This is a genomic window from Prochlorococcus marinus str. NATL2A (genome assembly GCF_000012465.1).
Lineage (GTDB): Bacteria > Cyanobacteriota > Cyanobacteriia > PCC-6307 > Cyanobiaceae > Prochlorococcus_B > Prochlorococcus_B marinus_B.
This window is the reverse complement of the sequence record NC_007335.2, coordinates 278,907-294,013: the sequence shown is the minus strand read 5'-3', so window position 1 is coordinate 294,013 and position 15,107 is coordinate 278,907. Positions and strand designations below refer to the sequence as shown.

Annotated in this window: 19 protein-coding genes; 12 read left to right on the top strand and 7 right to left on the bottom strand. The window is 33.2% G+C overall.

From position 1 onward, the window contains the following. The first annotated feature begins 84 nt into the window (after positions 1-84). From glyA to PMN2A_RS01500, 4 genes are read left to right on the top strand one after another with little or no spacing between them, the layout of a single operon-like run. A complete protein-coding gene (gene glyA / locus PMN2A_RS01515; protein ID WP_011294257.1) occupies positions 85-1,320 on the top strand; it encodes a serine hydroxymethyltransferase in 1,236 nt (411 codons plus the stop codon). Next, on the top strand, positions 1,307-2,599 hold the full coding sequence (locus PMN2A_RS01510; protein ID WP_011294256.1) for a competence/damage-inducible protein A: 1,293 nt from the start codon (positions 1,307-1,309) through the stop codon (positions 2,597-2,599). Before glyA ends, PMN2A_RS01510 begins: the two co-directional genes overlap by 14 nt. Positions 2,600-2,622: 23 nt before the next feature. Then, positions 2,623-4,032, top strand: coding sequence for a 3-isopropylmalate dehydratase large subunit (gene leuC / locus PMN2A_RS01505; RefSeq protein ID WP_011294255.1), 1,410 nt, complete (start codon positions 2,623-2,625; stop codon positions 4,030-4,032). 24 nt (positions 4,033-4,056) lie between these two features. Then, positions 4,057-4,677: a 3-isopropylmalate dehydratase small subunit gene (locus PMN2A_RS01500; protein ID WP_011294254.1), complete on the top strand. Its 621-nt coding sequence runs from the start codon at positions 4,057-4,059 to the stop codon at positions 4,675-4,677. Here PMN2A_RS01500 and PMN2A_RS01495 read toward each other — a convergent pair. Continuing rightward, complete coding sequence (locus PMN2A_RS01495) at positions 4,674-6,647, bottom strand: DUF3769 domain-containing protein (RefSeq protein WP_225866317.1); 1,974 nt, start codon at positions 6,645-6,647, stop codon at positions 4,674-4,676. The two genes, PMN2A_RS01500 and PMN2A_RS01495, sit on opposite strands and share 4 nt — an antisense overlap. Before the next feature lie 104 nt (positions 6,648-6,751). Continuing rightward, positions 6,752-6,880, bottom strand: coding sequence for a photosystem II reaction center protein I (locus PMN2A_RS10030; RefSeq protein WP_011294252.1), 129 nt, complete (start codon positions 6,878-6,880; stop codon positions 6,752-6,754). A gap of 357 nt (positions 6,881-7,237) precedes the next feature. On the opposite strand from PMN2A_RS10030, the gene psbH reads away from it, so the two are divergent. From psbH to PMN2A_RS01475, 4 genes are all read left to right on the top strand, one after another. Next, positions 7,238-7,435 (top strand): photosystem II reaction center phosphoprotein PsbH, encoded by a 198-nt coding sequence (psbH, locus tag PMN2A_RS01490; RefSeq protein WP_011294251.1) that lies wholly within the window; start codon positions 7,238-7,240, stop codon positions 7,433-7,435. Between the two features lie 33 nt (positions 7,436-7,468). Then, entirely contained in the window at positions 7,469-7,684 is a 216-nt protein-coding gene (locus tag PMN2A_RS01485) for a TatA/E family twin arginine-targeting protein translocase (RefSeq protein WP_011294250.1), read from the top strand. A 61-nt stretch (positions 7,685-7,745) separates the two neighbouring features. Continuing rightward, the gene (gene pth, locus PMN2A_RS01480; protein WP_011294249.1) at positions 7,746-8,354 is read left to right on the top strand and encodes an aminoacyl-tRNA hydrolase; all 609 of its coding nucleotides are present in this window, start codon (positions 7,746-7,748) and stop codon (positions 8,352-8,354) included. Positions 8,355-8,367: 13 nt separating this feature from the next. Beyond that, on the top strand, positions 8,368-8,625 hold the full coding sequence (locus PMN2A_RS01475; protein ID WP_011294248.1) for a DUF3146 family protein: 258 nt from the start codon (positions 8,368-8,370) through the stop codon (positions 8,623-8,625). Here PMN2A_RS01475 and PMN2A_RS01470 read toward each other — a convergent pair. The 3 genes from PMN2A_RS01470 to ntcA are packed head-to-tail and all read right to left on the bottom strand — an operon-like array spanning position 8,609 to position 10,760. Next, positions 8,609-9,046: a hypothetical protein gene (locus PMN2A_RS01470; RefSeq protein ID WP_011294247.1), complete on the bottom strand. Its 438-nt coding sequence runs from the start codon at positions 9,044-9,046 to the stop codon at positions 8,609-8,611. The two genes, PMN2A_RS01475 and PMN2A_RS01470, sit on opposite strands and share 17 nt — an antisense overlap. Beyond that, complete coding sequence (locus PMN2A_RS01465; protein WP_011294246.1) at positions 9,047-9,973, bottom strand: DUF3084 domain-containing protein; 927 nt, start codon at positions 9,971-9,973, stop codon at positions 9,047-9,049. 55 nt (positions 9,974-10,028) lie between these two features. Beyond that, positions 10,029-10,760, bottom strand: coding sequence for a global nitrogen regulator NtcA (gene ntcA, locus PMN2A_RS01460; RefSeq protein ID WP_011294245.1), 732 nt, complete (start codon positions 10,758-10,760; stop codon positions 10,029-10,031). A gap of 314 nt (positions 10,761-11,074) precedes the next feature. On the opposite strand from ntcA, the gene PMN2A_RS01455 reads away from it, so the two are divergent. From PMN2A_RS01455 to thyX, 3 genes are read left to right on the top strand one after another with little or no spacing between them, the layout of a single operon-like run. Further along, entirely contained in the window at positions 11,075-11,671 is a 597-nt protein-coding gene (locus tag PMN2A_RS01455) for a cob(I)yrinic acid a,c-diamide adenosyltransferase (protein ID WP_011294244.1), read from the top strand. Next, positions 11,672-12,265 (top strand): dCTP deaminase, encoded by a 594-nt coding sequence (gene dcd, locus PMN2A_RS01450; RefSeq protein WP_011294243.1) that lies wholly within the window; start codon positions 11,672-11,674, stop codon positions 12,263-12,265. Positions 12,266-12,267: 2 nt separating this feature from the next. Further along, positions 12,268-12,906 (top strand): FAD-dependent thymidylate synthase, encoded by a 639-nt coding sequence (thyX, locus tag PMN2A_RS01445; RefSeq protein ID WP_011294242.1) that lies wholly within the window; start codon positions 12,268-12,270, stop codon positions 12,904-12,906. Here thyX and PMN2A_RS01440 read toward each other — a convergent pair. Together PMN2A_RS01440 and trmB are read right to left on the bottom strand one after the other, a co-directional pair. After that, positions 12,903-13,349, bottom strand: coding sequence for a thioredoxin domain-containing protein (locus PMN2A_RS01440; RefSeq protein WP_225866316.1), 447 nt, complete (start codon positions 13,347-13,349; stop codon positions 12,903-12,905). The two genes, thyX and PMN2A_RS01440, sit on opposite strands and share 4 nt — an antisense overlap. A gap of 203 nt (positions 13,350-13,552) precedes the next feature. Further along, the gene (gene trmB / locus PMN2A_RS01435) at positions 13,553-14,197 is read right to left on the bottom strand and encodes a tRNA (guanosine(46)-N7)-methyltransferase TrmB (protein ID WP_011294240.1); all 645 of its coding nucleotides are present in this window, start codon (positions 14,195-14,197) and stop codon (positions 13,553-13,555) included. A 269-nt stretch (positions 14,198-14,466) separates the two neighbouring features. Here trmB and PMN2A_RS01430 point away from each other — a divergent pair, with 269 nt between their 5' ends. Continuing rightward, positions 14,467-15,078, top strand: coding sequence for a DUF3177 family protein (locus PMN2A_RS01430; protein ID WP_041711121.1), 612 nt, complete (start codon positions 14,467-14,469; stop codon positions 15,076-15,078). The last annotated feature ends 29 nt before the right edge of the window (positions 15,079-15,107 follow it).

The window sequence follows — 15,107 nt, the reverse complement described above, 5'->3', positions numbered from 1 at the left end:
AGAAAGTTTTCTCTCATTGGACTAAACATATGCTTACTATCACATCATAAATAAAAGAATAAAGTGACTATTGAATCTTCTTTGATGAAATGTGATCCAAGTATTGCGAAATTAATAAACAATGAATTATCAAGACAAGAAACTCATTTAGAGCTTATCGCAAGCGAGAATTTTGCTTCTAAGGCCGTAATGGAAGCCCAAGGATCAGTCCTAACAAATAAATATGCTGAAGGTCTCCCTAACAAACGTTATTACGGAGGATGTGAGTATGTAGACGGAGTTGAGCAACTAGCAATAGATAGAGCAAAAAACCTTTTTGGTGCCAACTGGGCAAACGTCCAACCACACAGCGGAGCTCAAGCTAACTTTGCAGTTTTCCTTAGCCTTCTAAAGCCAGGGGACACAATCATGGGAATGGACTTATCTCATGGAGGACACCTCACGCATGGTTCACCTGTAAATGTAAGCGGCAAATGGTTTAAAACTTGCCATTACGAAGTTGATAAAAAGACTGAAATGCTCGATATGGATGCAATAAGAAAAAAAGCAATTGAAAATCAACCTAAATTAATTATCTGTGGATTCTCTGCCTATCCACGAAAAATTGACTTCAAAGCTTTCAGATCAATAGCTGATGAGGTAAATGCTTATTTATTAGCTGATATTGCTCATATTGCTGGTTTAGTGGCAAGTGGACTTCACCCAAGTCCAATCCCATATTGTGATGTAGTTACAACAACTACTCACAAAACTCTTAGAGGGCCAAGGGGTGGACTAATCCTCTCAAAAGATAAGGAGATAGGAAAAAAGCTTGATAAAGCAGTATTTCCTGGCACCCAAGGAGGTCCTTTAGAACATGTAATCGCAGCCAAGGCTGTTGCATTCAAAGAAGCTTCTGCACCCGAATTCAAGATCTATAGCCAAAAAGTAATCTCAAATGCAAAAGTTCTTTCTAATCAACTTCAAAAAAGAGGAATTTCAATTGTAAGCAAAGGAACTGACAATCATATAGTTCTTCTTGACCTTAGAAGCATTGGTATGACAGGTAAAGTTGCTGATCAATTAGTAAGTGATATTAAAATAACCGCGAACAAAAACACTGTACCTTTTGACCCAGAGTCCCCATTTGTTACTAGTGGGCTAAGGCTAGGTTCAGCAGCCCTTACGACTAGAGGTTTTAATGAACAAGCCTTTGGAGATGTTGGTAATGTCATTGCAGATAGACTACTTAACCCTAATGATGAAGATATAAAGGAAAAGTCAATCAATAAAGTATCTGAACTTTGCAATAAGTTTCCTTTATATAGTGAAAACATCTAAAGAAATTACTATTAACAAAAAAAATAAATTTGGAGCAGAGATTTTATGCATTGGAAGTGAAATACTTCTAGGAAATATTGTAAATACAAATTCTCAATGGATTGCAGCGCAATTAGCAATTTTAGGAATACCACATTTCAGACAAACCGTTATTGGAGATAACCCTGCCAGATTAGAAGAAGCAATACTTGAAGCATCTAATAGATCTGAAATTCTAATAACAACTGGTGGGCTTGGACCAACTCCAGATGATATAAAAACGAAGGTGATTGCTGATACTTTTAAAACACCTCTAGAACAAAGAAATGATATATTGATTGACTTGAGAAACAAGTCAAAAGATAAAGTTAGTAAATTATCCGAAAGCCAAAAGAAGCAATCATTAGTCCCAAAAGGGGCTAAAATCATAAACAATTACTCAGGCACAGCCCCTGGTATTTTTTGGAGCCCAAAGGAAAATTTTACAATACTTACTTTCCCTGGAGTCCCGAGCGAATTAAAAGAAATGTGGGCTAAAGAAGCATCAAAATTATTAATTAGTAATAATTTATCAAAAGAAGTTATCTCTAGCAAAGTTTTACATTTTGCGGGTATAACTGAATCATTGCTTGCAGACAAAATCCAACATTTACTTATATCAAAAAATCCAACTGTTGCAACTTATGCAAGCACTGGCTCAGTAAAGGTAAGAATCACAGCCAGGGGAAAGAGTTCGGAAAAAACCAATAGATTGATAGAACCTATTAAAAAAGAATTAACTCAAATCACTGGATTAAAATGCTTTGGTCTAGACAATGAAACTCTTGAAGAAATTGTATTTAAATTATTACTGAAAAGAAAAGAAACTATTGCTGTTGCAGAATCATGTACTGGAGGCGGAATAGGTTCTAAACTTACAAAAATCCCTGGATCTTCACAAATTTTCCATGGAGGCGTCATCGCATATAACAATTCAATTAAACAGAGATTACTAGGGGTTCCTGAGGAAATAATTAATACCCATGGTGCAGTCTCAAAGCAAGTTGTCGAATCAATGGCGAGAGGCGTCCAAATAAAATTCAAAGTTAACTGGGCTATCTCTGTCAGTGGAATTGCAGGACCCACCGGAGGAAGCAAATCAAAGCCAGTTGGTCTAGTCAATTTTTGTATTAAGGGTCCAAAAACCCTTATTACATGGGAAGAAAATTTTGGATCTAATAAGACAAGAGAAGATATTCAAAAATTAAGCGTTTTAAATGCTCTTGATAGATTACGTTTATCTATAATCATGGCAAATTAAGTCCTCATCATTGGATTTGAAAGTTGAGTTCTAGAACCCTCTACGACAAAGTTTGGAACTTCCATCAGGTAAAAGAATTACCTGGAGGATCGACTCAACTTTTTATTGGTCTTCATTTAATTCACGAAGTCACAAGTCCTCAGGCTTTCTCTGCACTGAATGAAAAAAAACTTGGAGTAAAGTTTCCCAATCTTACTGTCGCAACAGTTGACCATATAGTTCCGACCTCAAACCAGCAACGTCCTTTTAGTGATCCTCTTGCAGAGGAAATGTTGGCTACTTTAGAAAAAAACTGCAAAACTCATGGGATAAAATTTCACGGAATTGGAAGTAATTCGCAAGGAGTAGTTCATGTTATGGCTCCAGAATTAGGATTAACCCAGCCTGGAATGACAGTAGCTTGCGGAGATTCACATACCTCAACCCATGGAGCATTTGGAGCAATTGCCTTTGGTATTGGAACCAGTCAAGTGCGAGATGTTTTAGCCAGTCAAAGCTTGGCAATGAATAAATTAAAAGTAAGAAGAATATGGGTAGAGGGTGAATTGCAAAAGGGAGTCTATGCAAAAGACCTAATTCTTCATATCATTCGTCATCTTGGAGTTAAAGGAGGTGTGGGATTTGCATATGAATTTGCTGGGCCTGCAATAGAAAAACTCTCAATGGAGGGACGAATGACCATATGCAATATGGCTATTGAAGGTGGTGCAAGATGCGGTTATATCAACCCAGATGAAACCACTTTCAAATATATAAAAGGGAAAGAACACGCGCCCAAAGGTCAAGAATGGGATAAGGCTATTTCTTGGTGGAAAAGTTTAGCTAGTGATTCAAAAGCAACATTCGATGATGAGATTCAATTAGATGGATCATCAATCGAACCCACTGTTACTTGGGGTATAACTCCTGGGCAAGGAATTTCAATCAAAGAAACAATTCCAAACCCTGAGTTTCTTCCCAAAAATGAGCAACAAATCGCTAAAGACGCTTGTAAATACATGAATCTAAAACCAGACGAACCCATAGAGGGACAATCAATTGATGTTTGCTTTATTGGGAGCTGTACCAATGGAAGATTAAGTGATCTCGAAGAGGCATCTAAAATTGTTAAAGGTAATACAGTCGCTGATGGGATTAGAGCATTTGTCGTTCCTGGTTCTCAAAAGGTCGCCAAGGAGGCAAAAGAAAAAGGATTAGATAAAATATTTCTTAAAGCAGGTTTTGAATGGCGAGAACCAGGTTGTTCAATGTGTCTCGCCATGAACCCAGATAAACTAGAAGGCAGACAAATAAGCGCTAGTTCAAGTAATAGAAATTTCAAAGGAAGACAAGGCTCTGCAAATGGGAGAACCTTGTTAATGAGCCCCGCTATGGTTGCTGCTGCTGCAATAAATGGGAAGGTTACAGATGTAAGAAAGTTCCTGAAAGAGTAAACCTAAAAATAAACTTATTGAAAGATGAATCAAAAGTTCCCAAAAGGTGAAATCAAATCAATACAAGGCCGCAGTTTTACAATGAAAGGCGATGATATTGATACAGACAGAATAATTCCTGCGAGATTTCTCAAATGTGTAAGTTTTTCAGCTTTAGGAGAACAAGTCTTTGCGGATGATAGAAAAGAACTAAAGGGTAATCACCCATTTGATCTTGATCAAAATAAAGGGGCAAATATTCTTGTTGTCAATGACAATTTTGGCTGTGGTTCAAGTCGAGAGCATGCACCTCAGGCTCTGATGAGATGGGGGATAAGATTAATTATTGGGGAAAGCTTTGCTGAAATCTTCTTTGGGAATTGCCTTGCTCTCGGGATACCTTGCCTAACAGCCTCAAAAGAAGAAATAGTTAACTTGCAAAACCTAGTTGAAAAAAATAACAACCAAATCTGGGATTGCAATCTTAAAAACCTATCCATTTCTAATCAAAAAGAAACTGTCAAACTTATTCTTGATGAAGGACCACACAATATGCTTTATTCAGGGAAATGGGATGCTACATCTCAATTACTAGATGAAGAAGAAAAAATAAATAAAACATTTAATAACTTACCTTATCTGAATAATTTTAAACAACAGATCTAAAATACTGCTTTAGTAGAATTAGCAAATTTAAATCCATTTATACGAAAAAATAAGCCTCCTGCTTCATTATTAGGATGATAGTAAATTCCACATTCGTATGCTCTTTTATGCCATAAGAGCCCTAACTTTGTATCGTAATATTCTCCATAGTTTTTGGAACTACTATCAATATTTAAATTAGAAATAATATCAAGCATTAAAGGTCCATATATTTGTTGCATTAAACTTATATTTATTGTTTTCAAATCTATTGCGTTATCAAACTTAAATGGACTATTTCCAGATTTAATTTTCACACCTGGCATAACCGAAAGTTTTGTATAATCAAAATAATCTCTCTCTAAATTACCAAGTCTAATTTCAGGACCAATAGTAAGTTTAAGAAAGCCTTGATCACTGTCATTCAAATAGTTAAAATAAGCTGAAACAATATTAGTTTTTAAGACTAATTCAGAGTCAATTAAAACAGGGGATAAAGGTGTTAAATAATTTTTATAAAGATTTTTTTTATTACTTTTCCATATTTGATATTCACTATCTAAAGAAGAAAAGATACTAGAGCGCCAAAGGCTAATCATTTCACTATTTTCAAATTTTTCTGCTTCATATCTGCCTGTTCCTATCCGAATATTTAAGTTATTCTTTAAACTGCCAGTCGTAAAATACTGCGACTTTTCGATAAAGCCTCCAAATGCAGATTTAATCTCAGTCTCACCAATTGTTCCATTCCAAGCTCTCGATCTATAAGCAGTAAAAATATTGAAAGTTGATTCTTCTAAAACAGGTATCCTAAAAGAGCTTGAATGCCTTAATCCATTGAATAATCTGGAGGTATTCAATGTACTTAAATCATTTAAACTATCGAAACTCCAATTGGAATTATTTGCATTCAGATTTATATTTAAACCAAATAAATCAGAAAGGTTAATATTTTTATCTTTGCTATTTTTATAACTATTAGTTTTACCTAAAATAGCTCTATTAATTAAAAACTGAGGTTGAAGTTCAAGTTTTATATTATCAGTAATATTCGTAGCATTACTATTTCTTACTAAGACTAATCCGTCACGATCTTTACCATCTAATATCAATTGAAATTTACTTCTCTTTTTCTTCTTTTCTCCAAATATTCTTTTTCCTATAAAAATTTTTGATCTGTTCTCAAGAATTAAATTAGTTTTAGAACTAGTAATAAGTAATCTACCATCTTCTTCTTCTTCTGCGATAACATCTATCCCCTCAAAAGAAATTTGATTAGGATCTAATGGATCATTAGTAAAAACAATCCTGTTGGATTTCCAGCCATTTTCCTCAATACTGATTGAATTAGATTTAAATCTCCAGTTATTAATTAAACCAATAGATTTATTAGATCTTGTGATTTTATTATCTGGTAATTTAATATTTCCAAAAGAAAATTCTATTCCATCATCGTAAGTATTTATTTCTTTATCATTAGTGCTCTTTAGAGCTTTAGCCTGATTTGAAATAGCATCAATTTTCAAATCATTTACTACATTTTTTAAATCTAATATCCCATATGCATCTTTAATACTACCTTCTTTCTTTAATAAATTAAACTTGAATTCTTTAGCTCTAAAATATTGCCCTCCCTTTCTGAATCTAATATTACCCTCAGCGGACAAGATACCGGTTGATTTATTATAACTTAACAAGTCAGATCTTAAGATTCCTCCATTTATTAGAGCCTTGACATTCCCCTCTGCTAGATAAATATTTTGATCATAATCATATTGCTTATCAGCAAATATTTTAAGAGTTAAAGATGTAACTTCATTCTGTTCTAATTTTCTTGAGGATAATCTTTTATCATTTTCTTCTAAATTACCAACAGAAAAAATGTAGTGTTTAGGATTAAATGATTTTCCGAGAAAATGCTCCTTTCCTTTAGAAGTCTCAAATAAAGACAACAATAGGCCAAACCCCAGAAGTCCAAGGTTTAAAGCCAATAGATATTTTTTCTTCGCCGCCAAATTATTTAAGCCGACGAAAAGATAATACCTAATAAAGCAATTACAGGAGCTTGTTTAGTCCAGTAATTAGCGTGTCATTTTTAGTCCTGAGGACTTTCCAAATCCTTTCTATTAGGTGTCCTTGTTGGATCACTTGCCAAGAAACCAAACAAAAAGATCCCGACAAAGAAAAAGACGACCGTATAGACGGAAATCTTGAGAGCAAGCATGAATCTGATCCACTAAATAGAGGTTAAACCTATCCTATGAAGTCAATAACTCCAATGAAAAAAACAAAGGTGTTACAGACTTTTGGAAATGAATAAAATTTTCATCCCTTGGGAAAGCTATTAAAAGCAAGTAAAGGCATAGAAAGGTCAATTTTTTTTCACATACCAATTCCAAAAGTCATTAATTTATTTCTTTTTATGATTTTGCTAGTTTTTCAGCTTAGTTGGAGCCCACTTTTATCAAATATAAAAGTTTTTTTGGTTCATTCCATCACAAGTTTCTACAGTCTCTTCTTCTTTTGGACAAGTTCTCATACAATATCTTGACTCATACAAATCTGAGCTTAGAGAAACGACATGGGACAAAAAACAGCACTTGGATCTTTGCTTAAATCCATTGGTAATTCTGGACAAGGAAAAGTTGTTCCAGGTTGGGGAGCAGTACCCGTAATGGCCTTTATAGGAGTTTTACTACTAGTTTTTCTAGTGATCATGCTCCAAATTTATAACCAATCACTTCTTCTACAGGGTTTTTCCGTCGACTGGAACGGCTAAATTGGTTAAATTTTGAGCAGTTGAGATTCGCCCATGAATATTTTTGGGGTTGGTTTGCCAGAAATAGCAGTTATTGCTGGTTTAGCACTTGTTATTTTTGGTCCAAAACGACTTCCCGAACTTGGGCGAACTATTGGGAAAACCCTAAAGGGTCTTCAAAGTGCCTCTACGGAATTTGAGCGTGAAATCAAAAATGCCATGACCGAAGAAGAGTCTGCAAATGAAAACATTGCTGACAAAGAAAATTAATTTCCCCAAAACTAATTAAATATTTAACTATTAAAATCAACAACAATTGTGTTTGATTGGTATGTTGTCTGATGAATTAAAATTATTAGTAGGCTTAGGCAATCCTGGGACTGAGTACGAAAAAACTCGTCATAATGTTGGATTTATGGTGCTAGAAGAAATCGCAAGAAAAAATAATTGTAGCTTTCGTGAAAGCAAAAAACTTTTTGGTAGAACTTGTGAATACGGGTCAGGCATCGAAAAAACAAGGCTTTTAATGCCCAACACATACATGAATGAAAGTGGAAAATCAGTAAGATCAGCAAAGGATTGGTTTGATTTTCAAAATAATCAATTAATCGTCCTAGTAGATGACATGGATCTCCCCCTAGGGAAAATAAGAGTCCGCTCTAAAGGGAGTTCAGGAGGTCATAATGGATTAAAAAGCATTATCAACCATCTTGGTACTGCTGAGTTTAAGCGATTAAAGATTGGGATAGGAGCACCAAGTAACGACCAACAAGAGAGAAAATCTAAAACTGTTTCTCACGTTTTAGGTAGATTTTCAAAAGAAGAATTCATAATATTAAATTTCATCATTCAGGAAATAATTAGTTGTATTGAATCAATCACATCTAATAATTGGGAAAAGATATCTACTCGACTAAATTCTTACAAACCTGACAATTAATAATTTTAGGAAAATGTATAACAAGCCCTCAACTATTGCATATCTTCAAATTCATAAGCAATGCTTTAATCAAAAAAAAGTAGAAGGGATTGTCCGTGCAGGAAATTTTGAATGGAGTTTTACTTGGGCTTTTAACCAAGGACAACTTCTTATCGAACCGCCACTAGGTAGAGCGCTTATAAAAGATGCACTAGAGCGCTATTTAGTAAAGGCTGATTATAAACTTGAGTCTGGTGGAGATTACATTTTTACAGTTAGGGCCAAGTTTTAATATTTACTTTACTTGGCCAAATTAATCTATATTTTAAAAAATCTTCCAATAAAATCAACGCGACAATTGCATCAAGGTTTGCAGGAGGAAAAAGAATTTCTTTTGGAAGCCAACGAATAAAGTAATTTGGAGGCCAAATTTCCCAATATCTAAAACGAGCTCTTAAAGTTGATCCTCTTTCATTGACATAATTTATATTGAAAGAATTATTTCGTTTTAATTTATTCTCTATATACTTACAATTAGTGCCATTCCCAATTATTATCTTAGTAATCTCGTGATCTTCATTCCATTGAGAAACTAAATCAGAAAATTTATTTAATGAAGCGACACCTGCTTCAATAACTTCTCCGGATTGCATATCAGCCAATAATAAGCCGCATTTTTTCATTCCAGGATCTATAGATATATAAAGACTCATTTAACTCTTGTTTGATATAGATTTTTCTAAAGATTTTAATTCTAATGATACTGAGACTTTTTCTGCACTTTGACTATCTTCAAGAGCTCTAGCAATAATTTGGAACTCTCCCTTTTTTATACTAACTAGATATTTTCCTAAATTATTAATCTGATTAGCATTAATTTTTAACTCAGAACTTAATGATCCTCGTCGCCTAACCTCAGCCAAAGTTGAAGCCATTAAAAGATTAATCTTTTTGCTAATAGATTCAGAATCAGATTTTGATAAAGATAAATTTTCTATGGCAATAACTTCACCTTTCTTTGTAATCATTTTATTTAATGTGACTTCAGGAAATGCATAAACATAATTTTCACCTCTAAGTATATTTCCTGCTGATTTAATCCTTACGACCCAACTTCTATTATCAGCTATTTTATTTTCAAGTTTCTCAATATCATCTTTACGAACTAATAATATTCTTCGATATTCAGATTGATTTGTTTTAACTAAATTAAAAGCATAAAAATTTGCTTGCTGTAATATACTTTCGATAATTTTTTTAATATCATTAGTTTTATTTAATTTAATAGTCTTAGTTACTAGAGTTTGACCACTACTTATTACAACATTTCCACTCCTTAAAGCATACAAATTTTTTTCTAATTTCTTTAATTCTTTTTCACTCTCTATAATTTTTTCTCGAATATCCTCTAACTGAAATAATCCAACCCTTAAATCTCTATCAAATACAACCATTGTTGCAAATGAAATAGCACTAATAATACTTCCAGTAAAAACAGTTATTAATACAGCTGTACTTTTTGGTCTTAATTTAAAAATACTTAAACGTGCTTTGCCTACTCTAGTACCTAATCGATCTCCTAGAGTAGAAAGTATTCCACCTAGGATTAATACTAAAAGAATTTTAAGCCAAGCAGTCACAGAGAGAAAGAAGCAGAATTAATCAAACCTCCTAAACCTTAGTATGTAATGGCCTTCAATTAAATCTTTTTGCTAACGCTATTGGATCGAATATGGTTATTTTCTTCCTATCTATTGCCAATAATGAGGAACTTTTCAACTCACCAAGTAGTCGTGTAATAGTAACTCTGGTTGAACCTATTGCTTCAGCAATAGCTTGATGAGAGAGTCTTAAGTCAATTGTGACTCCTTTTTCCCCAGGCACACCAAAGTCTCTACATAAAACAAGTAAAAAACTTGCGAGACGAGAAGACATATCTCTATGAGTTAAAGTTTCAATCATTGTTTCAGTTTGAAGTACTCGACTTGATAAACCTTGTAAAAGGAGCAAACCAACAGAGGCATCTTGCTCAATTGCATTCCTTAATGATGTGGCTGGAGCAGAAACGAGTTCCACACGTGTAAAGGCAACAGCGTGATAAAAACGATCTGATCTATGACCTGTCAATAAAGATAAAACTCCAAACAGACTATTTTCTCTCAATAAAGCAACAGTAATTTCTTCACCCGTTTCATAGACTCTGCTCAATCGCACTGCACCACGTCTTATCAAATAAACCCTTTCAGCAGGATCACCAGGAAAAAAAATAGTTTTTGATCTATCTACAGTTTCAGTAGAAACTCCCTCCAAAGATTTAATTACATCTAAGAGAGTTTTATTTGGCGGCAATGGAGTTGAGGAGCTACCAACCATCTGGCTATTTTTGGGTTGGTTGAAACGAGTAAAGCCACGATACGAAGTGACCATATTTAATTGATTGTTCAAAGAACATTAATAAGTCAAGAAAAAACGATATGTAGCCATGGCGACTTTTTTGAAGCTAAGTCAATAATCAAGGCTGTTCTTTCTAAAAATTCTATCTTTTTACGCTCATGAAATTGCGACGTAATTCAAAAAGTATTTAAAACTACTTTTCCATGTTTTTCTTTAATCACTTTTTGAGCCTTGATAGTTTTGAAAACCAACTATTTTGACTCCATACACCACAGATAGTGTTGAATTGGTTGATTAGAAATTTTATGCCGCTAGATTAGTTTTAAGACATTCTGATAAAAATCAAGATGAATGCACGAGTTAGCATTAATGCTCAACAGAGGGGTTCATCGCCGTCAAAAGAGGCTTCTCTAAGGCCTACCCACATTAGAAAGCCTTTACAACTAGTTGCAACACAAGGTCAAGTTCAAATCCACACTTCTACTTTTAGAGGTAGTTTTTCCGTTGTTCTTAGTGAGGCAATTAGATCTGCAGGATTGGGAAGCCAAGTTTTAATAGCTCAATTTTTGAGAGGTGGAGTTAACCAAGGACCAAATGGAGCTATCAATCTTTGCGGGCGACTTGAGTGGTTAAGACCAGCTATTGAAACGTGCTTGCAAGAAAAAATATTGGAAGAACATTTATCTTTAAAAAGAAAATATGAAGAAAAAGCGATCAAAGAACTCTGGGAATTTTGTAAATCACGTTTAATCGAAAAAAAAATAGATAAAATCGTTCTCGATGAAATAGGAATAGCTATTAGTCTTGGTTTTATTGAAGAAAATGATTTAATTTTTATGATAAATAATCGACCATCATCCACAGATATTATTCTTACAGGACCATCAATACCTCCTAAAGTAATTGAAATGGCTGATCAAATCACTGAATTACGCTGCAATTAAATGTTAAAAAACGATCTTTGGATTGCTGAACAGGCTTCACTAGGAATGCTTGAACCTTTTCAAGAAAAGCTAATAAGACATCTTGAGCCGGAATCCGAAAAATCTCCTGTTTTAAGCTTTGGTTGCTCATCATATGGATATGATTTGCGTCTCTCCTCTAAAGAGTTTTTGATTTTTAGGCATGTCCCTGGAACAGTAATGAATCCTAAAAAGTTTAATCCTGCAAATTTAGAACCTACAGATTTAAAAGAAGACGAGGACGGTAAATATTTTATTTTACCTGCACACTCTTATGGCCTTGGAGTTGCATTAGAAAAAATGAAAGTACCGCCAAATATTACAGTTATTTGCCTTGGGAAAAGCACCTACGCCCGTCTAGGAATAATCGTAAATACAACTCCTGCTGAAGCAAGCTGGGAAGGTCATCTAACACTGGAATTCAGTAATAGCTCTGGAGCAGATTGCAGGATTTATGCTGACGAAGGAATTTGTCAATTACTCTTCTTTGAAGGAGATCCTTGTGAAACAACTTACAGTGATAGGAAAGGTAAATATCAATATCAACAAGAAAAAGTAACTTTAGCAAAGGTTTAAATATGAGTAGTGTTCAATTAATAACCTCTACGCCAAACGCTGAAAAAAGCATGGCATATATTGCCAGGGTTAGCAATCCAAAGAATCAAGATAATGATGACTTTACGAAATTAATTGGGTATTGCATTAAGAACGAACATTGGAGCGTATTTGAGCAAGCTTATATGACTTTGCAAATAGAAACTACTCGAGGAATTGCTGCACAAATTTTAAGACATCGATCATTTACCTTTCAAGAATTCTCACAGCGCTATGCAGATAGCATGCAATTAGGAGAAATTCCCATACCAGAATTAAGAAGACAAGATAATAAAAATAGACAAAATTCTATATCAGACTTGCCAAAAGAAATTATTAATACTTTCAACAAAAAAATTAAACATCAGTTTGTTCAAAATAAAGAGCTTTATGAAGAGATGTTAGAAGCTGGAATCGCCAAAGAATGTGCAAGATTTGTACTTCCACTTGCTACCCCAACCAGAATTTACATGACAGGATCATGTCGTTCCTGGATTCATTACATAAATCTTAGAACTGGTCATGGCACGCAAAAAGAGCATATGGAGATTGCACAAGAATGTAAAAATATTTTTTCAAAAGAATATCCAGTAGTTTCATCTGCTTTGAATTGGCTATTCTAGCTATGATCCCTTGGGCCTTCTGATTTAATACTATTATTTAGCACTTTTAAATTATTTTTAGAAATTAAATTACTTGAATTTGATAATTTTGTGAAAGAGGGTAATTCAGAATTATTAATTAAAGCAAGAAAGATTTCATTAAGTTCACTATATTTTCTAACTCCCAATGAAAAGCCCTTAAATTCACCTTGATCGTCAAAAAAAGTTAATTTAGGAATGCCATTTACATCATATTTATCAATCAAATCAAACCACCTTGAATTATCAACATTAAGCAAAACTATATCTATCTTATTTGAATTCAGTTTTTCAGCATTAACCATGTCAGGAGCCATCTCCTTGCAAGCTTCACACCAATCCGCATAAAATTCAAACACTGTAGGTTTTCCATTTGACAAAGCTATCTCTGGTTCCAAGGAGTTCTTAGCCAATTGATTAAGCATTTCATTAGCTTTAAACCCAGTTCGAAAAAAGAATAGTGAAACAACTAAAAAAAAGCTTAGTATAACTAAAAAAATTTTTTGACGGGATCCAATGACTGTATCTGAATTGGATTTATCAATCATCTGAGTTCACACTTTATAATAATGATTATATACATAAACTTTAGATTAAAACATATCATATACTTTAATTATAAATTTGATTAATTAGTGAATAATAGACTATTTCTAATATACATTACTCTATAAATTAGCAAATTTTTCTTAAGAGACAATATTTCTCTATCTGTCATTACATTATAAGGATTTTTATTAATTGACCTCAGATCTCCTACATTTTTTCTAGTAAAATATCTATTTTCATCAATCGTATTAGTCATATATTCAATAAGTTCAAATATATCGCTTTGAATAAATATTTCGCCATTCTTACTCATAGCTTTAGCAATTGAATTAAGAATATTAGTTTTTAGGACCCTTCTTTTAAAGTGTTTTCTTTTAAACCAAGGATCTGGGAATTGAATTGAAACTCTTTTTAATTGACCAAAATCTAAGTCAGATAACCATTCATCTAGACTGACATTAACATTACAAAATAGAAACTTTAAATTAGTCAATTCTAATTTTCTTCTTTTCTTTTCACATAAACTAACAAGAGGTTCTCTTATCTCAAGCCCAACAAAATTCCAGTCAGGGCATTTTGTTGCTAATTCAATCAGAAATTCACCTTTTGCAGATCCAATATCTAAATGAATTGGATAGTGAGATTTCTCAAAAAGAATATTCTTACTAGGAAGAGATAATGGTAACTGAAAAAATTGACTTAAAGGATTTACATGCTGTCTCACAAAATGAAACCTGAAATAAATAAATCAGATTATTATATTAGCAAGTCAATTAAATTTTTCAGAAGATGATATGAAGACAAACCAATTTATAAATTCTTGATTAGAGTCTTTCAACTATTTTGTTTTTATAGTGAGATAATCATTAATCAAGGGAGGAATTGGATAAATAATCTAAAAGTTTGGAAAATATAGAGAAAAAACTTTAATAATTAAAAATAATCATAAAAAGATAACCTTAAGGTTGATAATACATATGAATGAGATTTTTTTTGACTGAACCTCAATTCCAAATTCTAGTTTGGCTCTCATATCGAATTGCGGCCACCTTCGCATTCGGTCTCCCATTATTTCTATTGATTTGGGCAAAAAGATCAAATTCGAGCTCCATTGATAGACTTTTATCAATTTACTGGAAAGTTTCTAGTATTTATGCGATAAACCTTATATTTCTTAGTGTTGAGAGCCAATTAGGTCAATCGATTTCATTCATTGCACCAATACTTATTGTCAGTTCTATTTGGTTTTGGTCTGATCTCAATGAAGAAATTGATGAAATGCCTGATTACAAACCAATTGCTTTAACTACAAGAATTTGGCGATGGACTTTAACTTTTTGGTCTTTACTAAATACTGGACTTCATATATTTAGTTGGAGATGTTTGAATTCAATTAATGAGAACTATTGTGATAATTGGAGAGAAATTCCATTTAATTCATTCATGACAACAAAAACACTAATAAAATTTGTGTTAGACGGTAATTGGAGTACAGGATTTGCTAAATTTTTCGCATATTTATCCCTAATTTTATATCTAATAGGGTTACTTCAATGGTTGATCATTAAATTACCAAAGAATGGCCGTTTCGCCGGTAAATTTTAAAAACAATAACTTTAATATTAAAAGTTAAT

Bases quoted from the DNA above. Each gene is read 5' to 3' on its own strand.
- glyA (WP_011294257.1), top strand. From the start codon at position 85: ATGAAATGTGATCCAAGTATTGCGAAATTAATAAACAATGAATTATCA.
- PMN2A_RS01500 (WP_011294254.1), top strand. From the start codon at position 4,057: ATGAATCAAAAGTTCCCAAAAGGTGAAATCAAATCAATACAAGGCCGC.
- PMN2A_RS10030 (WP_011294252.1), bottom strand. From the start codon at position 6,880: ATGCTTGCTCTCAAGATTTCCGTCTATACGGTCGTCTTTTTCTTTGTC.
- psbH (WP_011294251.1), top strand. From the start codon at position 7,238: ATGGGACAAAAAACAGCACTTGGATCTTTGCTTAAATCCATTGGTAAT.
- PMN2A_RS01485 (WP_011294250.1), top strand. From the start codon at position 7,469: ATGAATATTTTTGGGGTTGGTTTGCCAGAAATAGCAGTTATTGCTGGT.
- pth (WP_011294249.1), top strand. From the start codon at position 7,746: ATGTTGTCTGATGAATTAAAATTATTAGTAGGCTTAGGCAATCCTGGG.
- PMN2A_RS01475 (WP_011294248.1), top strand. From the start codon at position 8,368: ATGTATAACAAGCCCTCAACTATTGCATATCTTCAAATTCATAAGCAA.
- PMN2A_RS01470 (WP_011294247.1), bottom strand. From the start codon at position 9,046: ATGAGTCTTTATATATCTATAGATCCTGGAATGAAAAAATGCGGCTTA.
- ntcA (WP_011294245.1), bottom strand. From the start codon at position 10,760: ATGGTCACTTCGTATCGTGGCTTTACTCGTTTCAACCAACCCAAAAAT.
- PMN2A_RS01455 (WP_011294244.1), top strand. From the start codon at position 11,075: ATGAATGCACGAGTTAGCATTAATGCTCAACAGAGGGGTTCATCGCCG.
- dcd (WP_011294243.1), top strand. From the start codon at position 11,672: ATGTTAAAAAACGATCTTTGGATTGCTGAACAGGCTTCACTAGGAATG.
- thyX (WP_011294242.1), top strand. From the start codon at position 12,268: ATGAGTAGTGTTCAATTAATAACCTCTACGCCAAACGCTGAAAAAAGC.
- PMN2A_RS01440 (WP_225866316.1), bottom strand. From the start codon at position 13,349: ATGCTTAATCAATTGGCTAAGAACTCCTTGGAACCAGAGATAGCTTTG.